This is a genomic window from Bradyrhizobium sp. JR3.5, assembly GCF_054057015.1.
Genome location: NZ_JBSRYV010000001.1, coordinates 1471320 through 1484423, shown reverse-complemented (window position 1 = coordinate 1484423; position 13104 = coordinate 1471320). Strand labels below are relative to the sequence as shown.

The following is a 13104-nucleotide window of genomic DNA, read 5'->3' as shown; positions in this document are numbered from 1 at the left end:
TTTGGAATGCGGCCGAGATTGATGATTGCAGACGTCCTGGTGATGATCCGGAAGCGGTCGTGGACCGTGATCGGCGCGGCGCTGCTGGGCTGCTGCTTGATGACGCCGCAGGCCGGCCTCGCCGCGGATTGCCCGGGTAACCCCAACGCGCTCGGCACCTCGCGGACCATCGTCGTCGATCCCAGGGAACATCCGCGGATCGGCACCATGCAGTATCCGGAGACACTGCCGCTCGCCGATCACGAGGTGGTGCTGACCTTCGACGACGGGCCGCTGCCGAAATACAGCAACCAGGTGCTGGCGATCCTCGCCAGCCAGTGCGTCAAGGCGACCTTCTTCACCATCGGCTCCCAGGCCCGGTTCAATCCGGAGGGCGTGCGCAAGCTGGTCGCCGCCGGGCATACCGTCGGCACGCACACCCAGAACCATCCGCTGACGATGAACAAGATGCCGCTCGAGCGCGTGCGGCAGGAAGTCGACGACGGCATCGCCTCGACGCTCGCCGCCCTCAACGGCGACAAGAGCAAGCTCGCGCCGTTCTTCCGAATCCCCGGCCTGATGCGCGCCGATATCCCCGAAGCCTATCTGGCGTCACAGGGCATCCAGGTCTGGAGCGCCGACTTCCCAGCTGACGACTGGCGCCACATCTCGCCGCAGCGGGTCTACGACCTCGCGATCCAGCGGATCGAGGCCAAGCACAAGGGCATCCTGCTGCTGCACGACATCCAGCCGCGCACCGTCGCGGCGCTGCCGCGCATCCTCAACACGCTGAAGGAGCGCGGCTACCGCATCGTCCATGTCGTGCCCGCGACAGCGGACCGCCCGGCGACGCCGACCGAGCCGCAGCAATGGTTCATGCGTCCGCCGACCGAGACGGTCGCAATCACGCGCTGGCCCAAAATTCCGAACTTCGTCTTCACCGCGACGCGGACGCTGCCGGCCCCGGTGTTTGCCGACATGGATTGGCGCGATGCCGACATTCTCGATCACGCGCAGCGCGCGCGCGTCGGCGCATCCGTCCGCACGCTGTGGCCGCAGCCGCAGTTCACCCAACTCGCGTCAGTTTCGACATTGCCGATCCCAGCGGCTGACGTGTTTCGCGTCCCCGAAGCGCTGGACCTGACCCTTCTCGCGGCCCGCTCAGCGGCCGATCGCCGTCTCGCACAGCACGCGACAGCGGCCTCCGGAGTTGGCGCACCGCGTGCGCAGGCGATCTCGGCGCGCCAGGCCAGCCACCAGAAGCAGGCCGCGCATCAGTTCCCCGCTCCGGCGCACGGCCGGCTTCACGCCGCGCCGCTGCGTGTCGCGCCGCCCGCCGCAAGCAATGCGTCGGTCCACGTCGCCAGGCGCACCCCGCGCGCCGAGGCCTCGGCGGCCAGCAAGCGCGTGCCTGACTAGACGAATCCACATTCAGCGGAGCCAAATGCAGATTGCGGCGAGGTGGACGAATGCGAGGAAGTCGTCTGCCCGTCGGTCATATCGCGTGGCGAAGCGGCGGAAGCGTTTGAGCTTGTTCGTTGCGTCTCGGTGAGCTCGTTTCTGCTCCGAAACCGGTGCGGTCATCGGCTGTCGAAATTGAAAGAGTTGGACATTTGCGGCGATCGGCATCGTGTCGATTTTGATTTTCGGATTCTCAAACCGCTAATCCGGCAAGATCGCGCTAGAAGGTCACGGTGACGATGATGGTGTCGGCGTAGACTCCTGGAGGGGGTGAGGTTTGCGGCGGAACGCGCCCATAGACTGAAACGTTCTGGTTCAACGCTGTTCCTGTGCCAAGCACGCAGGTGTTGGCACCGGACGTACAGGTTGTAGCGGATGTCGTACTTGTCCAGGCGCTGGTCCGGGCCGCGTCCGTATAGAGATTGTAATTGATGAAGCTGGAACCTGCCTGCATGCGCCGCTGGCTGCCGTTTACGTGTAGTCCATTGTCGAGGCCGATCGAGTACGGGGTCGTATTGGTGCACTTCACTGAAATCGTCCCAACGCCGTCAACATTCGACGTCAACAGCGAAGCGTTACCGAAGTTGAGTGGCGTGGTCGAAACAATGCAATTTCCGGCGATTGTCGCTGTCCAGGGCGACGAGCCTGCATTTGTCGTCGTTCCCGGGTTCGACGAACAATTCGGGCTTGCAAGAAGATAGGCCGCGTAGGCGACGACCGGAGAGGTCGTACTCCAGACGTAGGTCCCGGGTATCGTTGCCTGCTGATTGGCGAGGAAGCGCCCATAGACGGTTAGAGTTTGTTGCGCGGGCCCACCCAAAAGAGGAAGACTGAGATTGATGCTGACGCCGCCGGAGCCATACGCGGTGGTTCCGTATCCCCAGGATCCCCAGACCTGCGTGCGCCCGGAATCCGTGTAGAGCTCGTGTATTGCCGTATTCGCACCACTTCCCAGTGATCGAACCGAACTGCTGCTGTTGGGCGCCCCTTGGTTGAATTGCACACACGCATTGACCGTGCAGCCGAGCGCGCAGCCGCTGCATGTTACGGTAAATGTCGAGGTCGTATCGACGGCGCTGCCGGCCAGAATGTCGACAGATCCGTAGTTGCCGGACGCCGAGGTAACGGAGCAGCTTTGAGCGTGGGCCGAAAACGATGCCGCAAGTTGCAGCAGCAAAGCAAAGAGCAGGGTTCGCTTTGGGCCGATGACCACGATTTCGATCTCGCAATGCGGGTTGTTCAGAAGGGATGATCGAGGAAATTGATGTACGAAGGAACTGTTTTACGTCGGACATGACTACGTCATCGGCACACGACCCCGGGGATCCGGACCTGTTCGCCGGGCCTCGGAACAAACGCGAACGTGGCGTGGCAGCGCGCGCCAGCTAACTCGATTTCGGCTTCGTTCATTGACGATAGCCCCCTGATATAGGCCTGTCCGTCGTAGCCTACGACAAACTCGCCTCCGCCGGTCATGTGGCCGACGGCCCCCGCCGGCAGAACGCGATTGTCAGGCCCGATAAAAGTAACCAGCGCAGCCGTCGTCTCCTTGCGGACGTCGAATCTGACGAGCATCCCGGCGCGATCGGCCGGAGCGACGATGTCATGCGTCGTTGCTGCTTCGTCGTCGACCGGAAGATTCGTCGGGTCGATCGCAATCTTGTTCTTCTGGTAGGACCGGAGCGTCGGGATCAACAGCATGCCCCTGGAATCGGTGACACCCGCCCGGCGGTTCTCGCTGAGGACCTCGACATCCGGCACGCCAGTCGCGACCACCGCGAAACTGTCGTCGATCCAGTTCGAAAGGAAAACACCGCCTCCCATGGTGGTGATCGAACCGCGCAATTCCAGCGATCCCGCGCTGCCGGATCCGGCCTGGCTTGCGCCTGCCTGGATGGTGCCGTAGCTCGACCTGTAGGAAGCTGTTGCCTCCCGGTACTTCGATGAGCCTTCGGAATCGTGGACGCGCCAGCCGTAGCTGCCGGGCTCCGGCCCAAGCGACTTGACGGCATCAACGCTACCGGTCGTACCGCCCCGTCCGCTCGAAACCCCGGTCGTGATCGAAGCAGAGTCGCCGAAAGGGATGCTCAAACCGGCAAACATGCCGGTATTCTTCTTGGTACGGAAATCGTGGAAGACGGTGGAGAATATCGACGCATTGTAGGGCAACGAACGCGAATAGGAGGCCGTCACAATATTGGACCGATGGCCCGAGTCATCGCGCAGATCGACAAAGCTTGCACTCAGGCTGGCCCGGGGGTCGAACGGCATCGGAGCGCTGAAAGTGATGCGATCGAGTGCGACCGGCGCACGGGCGCTGCCATAGATGCCCGTCACATAGGCAAACGAGTTCGACAATGAAGCGATACTGCCGGGCAGGTAATTGAACAGACCGTTCAGATTTTGCAGGCCGCCGTTCAACGCCGCGATGTTTTGCAATCTTGCGGTGGCGGAGGCAAGGTCGTCATAGGTGCCGAAGGTGTGTTGCGAACTCGCCGAAATGCTCACGCCGAAGAGCCGGGTCTCATAGGATGCGTAGCTCTGCAGACCGCGGTTCGTGCCGCTTCCGCTGCCTGCCAAGGCCACGGCGGCGACACCGATCGTCCCGGTCCTGAAGACACCACCGATGCCACCGTTGATGACGCCGGCTCCGCCTTCGACGTGCGCCTCTGCTGTCAAGCCGTCGTAGATACCTCGTCGCAGGGTTGCAGACCCGACAGGCGAGCCGACATAGACGTCACTGCTCGAGCCGTAGGACAGCCGCGGCAATCCGCCCTCCACCGACCAGCTGCTCAGCCCGGGCGCAAGCAGGCTCGAGGTCGCATAAAACGGCGCCGACGTCTGGATTTCGTGACCTGCCGAATCCCGCACCACGAGTTGCGTCGTGCCGGCGCCTGAAATCAGCGGTATATTGTTCACGCTGAAAGGACCGGACGCGACGTCCTGAGAAAACGTCTTGATGTTGTTGACATAGACATCGACGGTTGACGGCACTGCCGCGCTACCACCGATCGTCGCGAGCGGCGCGGTAATGAGATCGGGCCGCAGGGCAAAATCGCGTTGAGCCTGAAGGCCGCCGATCCTGATCGGCCGCGACCAGGCCAGTCCGCCGTTGATTGTATCCCCAGCAACGTAGCCGATTACGCACTATGACGGCGTGGGACCGACCGACGATGTCTCGCCAGAGCGTGTGAGATTGTATCGGGAGACGAAATCAATTTTGATGCGGCTCTCGACCGCGATCGTCGCTCCGATCGCACATCACCTCATTCAAACCCTCGAAACGTTCATTCCAATCGAACCGTCGGAGGTCTTCGCATTGATTGCTCAGGCTGTGAAATCGGCCGAGCAAGGCGGATATAGCAACGAGCAGATGGCGTCGGATCTCATCGTTCGGATCGTTCAGCGGTACTTGGCGGATTGACCAGATAAAGTTTGTCCTTTTCGCCGCCGAATGCTGCGGGATAAAGCTCGGAGTGCAAGAGTTTGTTGCGGATGTCTGAACACCAGTCGAAATGCTCGATCAGGCTATCTACAAACTTCAGTCGATCCGGATCCTTCTCGTAGCTCTTGAAGACCGTGCGGATATTGCAGGTCCATGAGAATGAGGTCGGTCTTGCATCCACGAAGACGGTCGCACCCTCGAAACACCGCTGCCTGAACATCATCCAGAAAATAGTCCTTCCAAGCTGCATTTGTGCCAAGCTGCCAGACGACGAGCGAAGGGTTTTTGGACAGCACATCGTTCTTGAAACGCGCGGCTTCATCGGGGGCTTCCTGTCCTCCGACGCCGGCGTTGACGACATCGAACTTTCGATCGGGAAATCGGGCTGCCAATCCAACCGCCAGGCGGGCGGGGTATGATGCATCTCGGCGACTGGCGCCATGCCCTTCGGTCGAGGACGATCCGACGGCCACGATGCGGACGGTATCCGACCCGGACATCGCCCTGGAGAAATTCGGAAGCTCTTGTCCGTGCGCGAGGAACTCGCGCGGAATATAACAAGGAGATGTCATTAGATCGTCCATGTGACCGATCCCTCCGAGCTAAACTGCAATAGGACTTCGCCCTCCTGCGGACGAGAGAAGACGATCCTGACTCGCCAGCATTAGACGCGGTTGGCGTGCCGTCGTCGTGATACCCCCTAAATCATTTCGAGAAGAAGAAAACTCCCCGTCCAATCTATTGCGAAGGCGGTGTGTGAGCAGCCCAGCGTCCATCCATGTTGGGCGCGAACGTCACCGGAGCCGCCTTCATCGCATCCTTCATGGTCTCGCGCACGATGCCGATGTCCCTGATCAGAGGAGCGTCGCTTAACATGACGTAACCTGATCCGCCTGCGGCAAGAAAATCCAATGTAGCAACGGTCAGCAGCGGATCCTCGCTCCCCGCGGCGGGTACCCCCGTTGCCGTATCGAGCAGCACCTTGCCGGCCAGCGTTTCAACGTGAATGAGCTTGGCATTCGGATCGGTTCCGAGCTTGCCGGACGGCGGATTGCAGTCCTTTTGCAGGACCACTTTCAGCCCACTCTGCATCAGGGCGCCGTAATCCCCGCATGCCTGGGCCGATCGGGTGAGCGCGCTTAGAGCATGATGTGTTTATACGGAAACGTACCCTGAATGTTTTGAGATAGTTGGCGCACTCCTCCTTGGAGAAGACGTCGAGGAGTTCGCCGACCTTGCGCCAAGTCGCTTCGACATCACGCGGCTGCGCGGCTCGCATCAGGTGTTTGAGCTTGGCGAAGACCTGCTCGATCGGATTGAGGTCGGGGCTATAGGGCGGCAGGAAGAGCAGATGGGCTCCTGTGGCGCGGATGGCGTTGCGCGCCGCCTTGCCCTTGTGACTGCCGAGATTGTCGAGAATGACGAGTTCACCCTTTGCGAGGGTCGGCGCCAGCACCTGCTCGACATAGAGGGTGAAGAGCTCGCCATTGATGGGGCCGTCGATGACCCATGGCGCGCTGATCCGGTCGTGGCGCAGCGCCGCGATGAAGGTCATGGTCTTCCAATGGCCGAAAGGCGCAGACGCCTGGAGACGTTGCCCACTCGGTCCCCAGCCTCGCAGCGGCGCCATGTTGGTTTTGATCCAGGTCTCGTCGATAAAGACCAGGCGCGAGGCGTCGATCCTGCCCTGATGGGTCTTCCAGCGCGTCCGTTTACGCGCGATATCGGGACGATCTTGTTCGGCCGGCAGGATCGTTTTTTTTGAAGCTCAGCCCTTCGGCATGGACGAACGTCCACACTGCCCGCACGTCGGTCTTGATCCCGCGCGCAGCCAGTTCCTGCGTCAGCTTCCGCAAAGTGAATGGGCCGGAGCGAATGCGTTTGCGCAGCCAGTCGGCATCGGTGCCGGACAGAACCGGCTTCTTGTGACCGCCGATCTTGCCGGGAGAAACGCCTCCGGTCTCCCGCCGCAGATTCTTCCACTTTGTCACACAGGAAGGACTGATCTGAAGCGCTTCTGCAATCGAACGCACGGTCTCGCCCGCGTCAGCCCGCGCCAGAGCGAGTTCACGAAGATCTTCCGAATAGGGTCGCGTCATCCATGCTGGCCCCCGTTCCAGCATGGAGTTTGAATCAGAAATTGTCCCTTCTGGGAATCCCGATTCCGGCAAAAAACAACATGCTCTAGCAACACCGAGGCCCGCATCGGACCGATCACCACCCCGTGGTTATTGAACGGAAACACCCGGAAAAGCTTCTCATAGGTCACTTCCCCCATCTCAAGCGGCGCGCGAATCCCACCGGTGTTGATCAGGGCCACATCGGTCGAGGAGATCGTGCGCAAAATGTCGGTGAGCGCATCGGCAAGAGCGCTCTCTTCGGTGTAATTGGTCTCCACCTTGCCTGTTGCCTTGCCCAGAACTTGCCCCGCCAGCGGCGCGATCGCCTGCCTTTCCCTGGCAGCGAGTTGGACAATGGCGTCGTCATTCTGAAACGGCTCGCCCTCGTAAAGCACGGCATAGGATGCCGAATCCACGGTGCAGTAGTCCTTGGCCTTCAGGGCGCATTTGTTTTGGAACGTCTCGATGCCGGCGTACAGCTTGGTCTTGGCCTGGTCGACACCGCCAAGCCTGCGATCGAAGGTCAGATCGATCCGGCCATAGGCCTTGCCGTTGGCGCGCCTGATTGGATAATCGGGACAGGGCCAACCATGACCTCATCGATGAAGTGCGTGTGACCTGAGACAACGGCATCGACTACCGCTCCATGCGCCGCACTTGGCGACGACAGCAAGGTATTGACCATGTCTGTCAAATCATGTGTGTTGGCGTTGCCGTTGTGGATAAGCAACACGAATACGTCTGCCTTGCGGTCCAGTTGCGCACGCACTCTCAGATACGCCTCAGCTTCGCGCTCGAAACACAGGTCCTTCACGTTAGCCGGCGTCGTCGTTACGGGAGTTGTCATGTTGTCGATGCCGATGATGGCGACGCGAACACCTGCAACATCCCTGATCAGGTATGGCTTCAGGAAATCGAGGGTCGCCGCTTTGTCCCAGTCGATTTGGGGCACCGGCTGCCCAGCGGCAACAATTGGCTCACAACCTTCCGGCTTCACCTCTATCTGATTGCCGGCCGAATCCTTTAGCGATGCACGCAGGAAGGTGTTGGCGGAGATCAACGGAAACTGCGCATAGGGAAGCGCAGCTCTAAGTGCAGCGCGAGAATCCTGGTCCCCGGTCGCCGTGTCGACCAGCCAACCCACCGGACCAAAGTCATAATCGTGATTGCCCGTGATGACCGCGTCATAGCCGACTTGGCTCATCGCCTGGAAAAGAAGCCTGCCTTCGTTGAAATTGCTGATCAGCGTTCCCTGAAACTGATCGCCGGCGTCCAAAACCAGAACGCCAGCCTGATCGCCAAACTTTCTCTTCAAGCCCGCCTTGATGGCTCGAACAGTGCCCGAGAACGCCGCCAGGCCGCCCTCCTTGCTTCCGTCTCCGAGTTGATTTGGTTCGATACCCCCATGAATATCGTTCGTGGCCAGGATGGTGATCTGCGCCTGCTGCGCCGTACAGGCGGAAAACGCCAAGGCCGCCATACAGCCCGTCAGCATCGCAACAAGTCGTCTCCAGCCATTGGCCATCGTCAACTCCACGTTGCGTTAAAGGACGCAAAGCTAACCTCTCTTCCTCGCGAGGAAAAGGCCCTCACAAAATACATCCGATGAATTTCTCGTTCGACGAAAAAGTAGCGGGCGTGTGAACCAGATCATCTTTCGTGGCGTGCGGTTGTGATGATCTTCGCATGACGCCTCAAGGGTTGACGGCAACCAAAGCCATCGGCCGCCGGTCAGCCACACAGGCAATGGGTAAATTTCATCTCAATTCTTGATTGCATTTTAATGATAATTCGCTTGTCGAGGATTGGAACCTGCTGCATGCTCGCTGGCCTCGCCAGCGCATTTGTCACCTTTCGTACGGCCCATACTGGCCGGTTCAACGGAGAAGGCCATGACAAGCAGTTCGCGATGCGGAAATCCACCCGAAGATACTGACCTGGCCCGGCGACGGTTCCTAGAGCGACTTGCCGTTGCTGCCGGTACCGCGGCAGTGCTGTGGCCGGGGGCATCGGCCGGCGCCGTCATGGAATTGTGGGAGGAAGGCGATCCCTTGTGCAGGGCGTGCACTACGACGCGCTGCCGAAGCCGGACGGATACGATCTCGATCTCAGCTATCTGGAAAGCTTTATTGGCGTGTCAGCAATGCTGACCGGTATACCCAAGTTCGATCGGCATTTGGCGAACCAGTACATGGAGCGCTACGCCACGCATCCGCAGCTCTCGAAGAATCTGGACCTCCTCATTCGCGCCTACAGGACTTTGCCCGCCAATCCAAGCGATGACGACATTCGCAAGAACATCGTGATGTCGTCCGACGGCGCGGTCCGAGCCGGCGCGAAGCAACTGATTTATCTCTGGTACATTTCCGCCTTCTATATCCCGCTCGATATTTCTCCGGGCCCAAAGTCACCCCTGCAGGACGATCCGGCGGACCCCCGGAAGAAGATCTGGGTCTATGGCACGCCGGAACAGTATGGCCGCGGCCTGATCTGGCAGGTCATGCATGCGCATGCGCCGATGACACCGGGCGGCCCTGCGAATTACTGGGCAACCCGGCCGAAGCGTCTAGCGCTCGTCAAGCGATAGAGGGTCCGCGGACGCAGTTCGATCTGCCGAACCGGAAGGATCCCGCCATCACCGATCACTCGTTGCTGGGAGTGACAACCATGAGACCAATTCTTGAATACGCCGAATATGACGTCGTCGTTGTCGGTTCCGGAATCGCCGGCGCAATGGCTGCATCTAAGCTCGCCGAGGGCGGCTTTCGGGTCATCATCCTCGAGGCCGGCGGCGTTCCTGCCGATTCTCTGGGCCGCTGGGCAATGGTACACAACTTTACCAACTCGCCGTCCAAAGCGCCTGACTCGCCATTCTGTGGCGACGACGTGCTGCCAATCGACCCCAGTGTCAATCCCAACACCGCTCCGGGAACGTATCGCTTTGTCCAGCCAAACCCAATCGAGGATGGTGGAAAGAACTATTACGACTACGATGCCGACTCCATCACCAAGAAGCGGTTCTTCAAGAGCTACTATGAGCGCATCGTGGGCGGCTCGACTTGGCACTGGCAGGGCATCTACATCCGCATGCTGCCGAACGATTTCAAGATGAAGAGTCTTTACAAAGTCGGCTTCGACTGGCCGATCTCCTATCGGGATATCGAGCCCTGGTACGTCAAGGCGGAATACGAAATGGGCGTCGCCGGCAGCGACGAAGAGAACGAGTATTACTACGATCGCAAATTCGGCGCCTACCGCAGCAAGCCCTTTCCGATGCCCGCGCTGGTGCCGAGCTATCTCGACAAGCAGCTTGCCCGAGCAATCAACGACAAGCAGGTCCCAAACCATGGGCTGCGACTGAAGGTCAACACTGTTCCCCACGCCATCAACTCCAAATTTTACCAGGGCCGCCCCCCGTGCGACGGGCATACCTCCTGCGTACCGCTGTGTCCGACCAAGGCGAGGTACGAGGGCATCATTCACGTGGAAAAAGCACTTTCGGCGGGCGCTGTGCTGCGGACGCAGGCTGTCGTCACCAAGCTCGATATCGACAGCGAGAAGAAGTGGGTGTCTCGCGTCTGGTACAAGCGGCCGGACGGGACCACGGACCGTGTGTCGGGCCGGATCGTGATACTTGCGGCGAACGGCATCGAGAACCCGCGAATCCTGCTGTCCTCCGGCGCCGCCAATTCCAGCGACAAGGTTGGACGGTACCTGATGGATCATCCGATCAAGCAGTCATTCGCGCTGGCGCCGCAGCCGTTGTTCCCCTTCCGTGGACCGCAAACGACCTCCGACATCGCGGCGTTCCGCGACGGCGATTTCCGGGCGCGCTTTGCCGGCTTCAAGACCTCCATCAAGAACGACGGGTGGGCGAGCACCAAGACCAGCTCGCCGCGCGGCAACCTCATTCCGCCCAAGGATCCCTCCGGCAATCAGAATATGAACGGCACAATTCTGGACTTCGTCGAGAACTGGAGCCTTTTCGGCAAGCCGCTTCGCGACAAGATCAACAATCACGCGACGCGGCAGATCACCCTGAACAGCGCATGCGAACAGCTGCCGCGTGAGAACAACCGCGTCACGCTCTCGAGCAAGAACGACGGGATCGGCATCCCGAGACCAATGATCCGCTACAGCCTCGATGACGACGATTACGTCCGGAATTGCTTCAAGACGGTCATCGATGTCCACAAATTCATCTTCGATCAACTCGGGGCGACTGACCGGGTGATGCAGCCGGATACTCCGGATACCATGATCTACGGCGGTTCCGGCCATATCATGGGAACGACGCTGATGGGCGGTGATCCCAAGGTCTCCGTGGTCGACAAGGATTGCCGAACGCACGATCACCCGAACCTGTTCATCCTCGGAAGCAGCGTATTTCCCACCAGCGCGACGGCCAACCCGACCTCGACGGTCGCCGCGCTCGCACTGCGAGCGGCCGAAACCATCAAGCAGCAGTTGAGGAGTTAAAATTGGAATAACCACCAGACGCTCCGCTGGCGCGTCGGGTTCGACCTCATTTTTTGTCCCACAACCGTTTGTGAGAGGAATATCCTATGCCCGCAGGCATGCTGGAAGTCGCAGGCTCAATCGACGTCAATCAGTTCTGGCCAATGGGGCGATCCGACGCCGATACAACCAAGCTGCTTGTGAAGGTCGGCGGCGGCGCGATCCAGTTTCGCAAAAATGCCGCGGCGCCCTTCCAGGTGACCCACGTGTTTGAGAACGCACTCGTCAAGGGACGAACCACCAAGCCGCCCATCAAGAACGGGCAATTGATCATTCGCTTGCAGGGCATCGATGCGACTGAACTTCATTTCCAGCCGTCTCCGCTGTCGCCGACGGAGAAGAAAGGTCTGAGCAAGGCGAAGCTCGATGCATATCACGCGGTCGTGCATCCGTACCGGCAGTTCCTTGGTGCGACGTCGACCAAGACCTTGCATGACTTCCTCGCTTCGACCGGGAAGACAACGCTTGATTGCCGGGTCTTCACTCAGGTGGACCACCCCAACGAGGTGTTTGACACCTATGGCCGGCTGGTCGGAGACATCGAGGTCAGCATGCATGGCCAGACGATCAACTTGAACCACTGGCTGGTCGAAAAGGGCTGGGCGTTCCCGACCTTCTACACCTCAATGACCAACGATGAGATCAAGGCAATTCTGGATCTGGCAAAGACCGCGCGCGCGAACAAGACGGCGGACTGGAAAAACCTGAGCAAGACCATCGGACCATTCGATTTTAATCTGCGCGAACCGAAGAAGGGCGATACCGCCGTCCTGGCGACGGACAAGGGACCTGTGATTTTCCCGAAATTATATCGCCGGTACGCAAATTGGTCGGCACGAAACAAGGCAAAAATTACCCCCCAGAACTTCCAGAAATTCCTCGCTGCAGGTACTGGCGGCAAGCCCGATTTCTGCTTCGAGACGCAAGACTTCCTCACTCACAGTGTGAACTCCGCCGATCCGCGAAGGTTTGACGAGTTCGTCGTCGGCGGAAAGACCATCAAGTTCCAGCCGGACGGCTTGGTCTTCAAGGAAGCGGCATCCCCTGCTGCTCGGACCTGACAAGAAGCCCGTTCTGCACTTCTAGTCGACTGATCCTGCACTTTACGGAAGGAGGAGCGACAAATGGCGATTAGTCAGGATAGCGCTGAAAAGCGCGCTTCAACGGTGAGGGCTATGATTTCCTGCCTCCGCAACGGCGAGGAGCGACAATATCACGTCGGCCTGACGGGGTATTACATTGAGGGCGTATTTTACTCGGCGTCCGGTCTCAGTGTGGATCGCTCGGCCACGCCAGATATCGCCGAAACTGACAAGGGTTTCATCTGCACGGCTATGTACCCGCCGCATCTCCTGTCTCGAAATACGGTTGAGGAAAATGGGATTACAACGATCGATGCCAACGGTAGGGTCGTTGAACTCGTCAAGGTGCAGCTTGAAGTGATACTCGAAGACGTCTGGGCGGTGGCTGAATTCATCGAAGGCATTCAGTGTGATCTCTTTGTGGATGCCGAGGCGCTGGACTCAGGACTGAAAGATATTGGCGCTAGCCGGCACTAGATCTAAGCAAATCGGCGACCGG

12 protein-coding genes and 1 pseudogene are annotated in these 13104 nt (G+C 59.7%); 6 read left to right on the top strand and 7 right to left on the bottom strand.

Annotation, left to right across the window (positions count from 1 at the left end; translation table 11 throughout):
- Positions 1-21: 21 nt before the first annotated feature.
- Complete coding sequence (locus ACVWW1_RS07450; RefSeq protein ID WP_176530750.1) at positions 22-1398, top strand: polysaccharide deacetylase family protein; 1377 nt, start codon at positions 22-24, stop codon at positions 1396-1398.
- A 262-nt stretch (positions 1399-1660) separates the two neighbouring features.
- Here ACVWW1_RS07450 and ACVWW1_RS07445 read toward each other — a convergent pair whose 3' ends face one another.
- Both ACVWW1_RS07445 and ACVWW1_RS07440 read right to left on the bottom strand, forming a co-directional pair.
- Positions 1661-2653 carry a Csu type fimbrial protein gene (locus ACVWW1_RS07445; protein WP_176530748.1) on the bottom strand — a complete coding sequence of 331 codons (993 nt, stop codon included), beginning with the start codon at positions 2651-2653 and terminating at the stop codon, positions 1661-1663.
- Positions 2654-2742: 89 nt separating this feature from the next.
- On the bottom strand, positions 2743-4521 hold the full coding sequence (locus tag ACVWW1_RS07440) for a fimbria/pilus outer membrane usher protein (RefSeq protein ID WP_456656634.1): 1779 nt from the start codon (positions 4519-4521) through the stop codon (positions 2743-2745).
- Between the two features lie 142 nt (positions 4522-4663).
- Between ACVWW1_RS07440 and ACVWW1_RS07435 the strand changes: the two genes are divergently transcribed.
- Positions 4664-4864, top strand: a complete 201-nt coding sequence (locus tag ACVWW1_RS07435; RefSeq protein WP_456655369.1) for a hypothetical protein — start codon at positions 4664-4666, stop codon at positions 4862-4864.
- 104 nt (positions 4865-4968) lie between these two features.
- Here the strand turns inward: ACVWW1_RS07435 and ACVWW1_RS07430 are convergent, their stop codons facing one another.
- The 5 genes and pseudogenes from ACVWW1_RS07430 to ACVWW1_RS07410 form a co-directional block, all read right to left on the bottom strand.
- Positions 4969-5469, bottom strand: coding sequence for an SGNH/GDSL hydrolase family protein (locus ACVWW1_RS07430; RefSeq protein WP_456655368.1), 501 nt, complete (start codon positions 5467-5469; stop codon positions 4969-4971).
- Between the two features lie 154 nt (positions 5470-5623).
- Positions 5624-5959 carry a hypothetical protein gene (locus ACVWW1_RS07425; protein WP_456655367.1) on the bottom strand — a complete coding sequence of 112 codons (336 nt, stop codon included), beginning with the start codon at positions 5957-5959 and terminating at the stop codon, positions 5624-5626.
- Positions 5960-6071: 112 nt separating this feature from the next.
- Positions 6072-6984 (bottom strand): annotated as a pseudogene (locus tag ACVWW1_RS07420) (IS630 family transposase); the annotation flags it as partial.
- Positions 6981-7421 (bottom strand): 5'-nucleotidase C-terminal domain-containing protein, encoded by a 441-nt coding sequence (locus ACVWW1_RS07415; RefSeq protein ID WP_456655366.1) that lies wholly within the window; start codon positions 7419-7421, stop codon positions 6981-6983. The gene ACVWW1_RS07415 and the pseudogene ACVWW1_RS07420, both read right to left, overlap by 4 nt.
- 107 nt (positions 7422-7528) lie before the next feature.
- Positions 7529-8530 (bottom strand): metallophosphoesterase, encoded by a 1002-nt coding sequence (locus ACVWW1_RS07410; RefSeq protein ID WP_456655365.1) that lies wholly within the window; start codon positions 8528-8530, stop codon positions 7529-7531.
- 528 nt (positions 8531-9058) lie between these two features.
- Here ACVWW1_RS07410 and ACVWW1_RS07405 point away from each other — a divergent pair.
- From ACVWW1_RS07405 to ACVWW1_RS07390, 4 genes are all read left to right on the top strand, one after another.
- The gene (locus ACVWW1_RS07405; RefSeq protein ID WP_456655364.1) at positions 9059-9592 is read left to right on the top strand and encodes a hypothetical protein; all 534 of its coding nucleotides are present in this window, start codon (positions 9059-9061) and stop codon (positions 9590-9592) included.
- 80 nt (positions 9593-9672) lie between these two features.
- The gene (locus ACVWW1_RS07400; protein WP_456655363.1) at positions 9673-11484 is read left to right on the top strand and encodes a GMC family oxidoreductase; all 1812 of its coding nucleotides are present in this window, start codon (positions 9673-9675) and stop codon (positions 11482-11484) included.
- 86 nt (positions 11485-11570) lie between these two features.
- Positions 11571-12584, top strand: coding sequence for a thermonuclease family protein (locus ACVWW1_RS07395; protein WP_456655362.1), 1014 nt, complete (start codon positions 11571-11573; stop codon positions 12582-12584).
- A 63-nt stretch (positions 12585-12647) separates the two neighbouring features.
- Positions 12648-13082: a hypothetical protein gene (locus ACVWW1_RS07390; RefSeq protein ID WP_456655361.1), complete on the top strand. Its 435-nt coding sequence runs from the start codon at positions 12648-12650 to the stop codon at positions 13080-13082.
- The last annotated feature ends 22 nt before the right edge of the window (positions 13083-13104 follow it).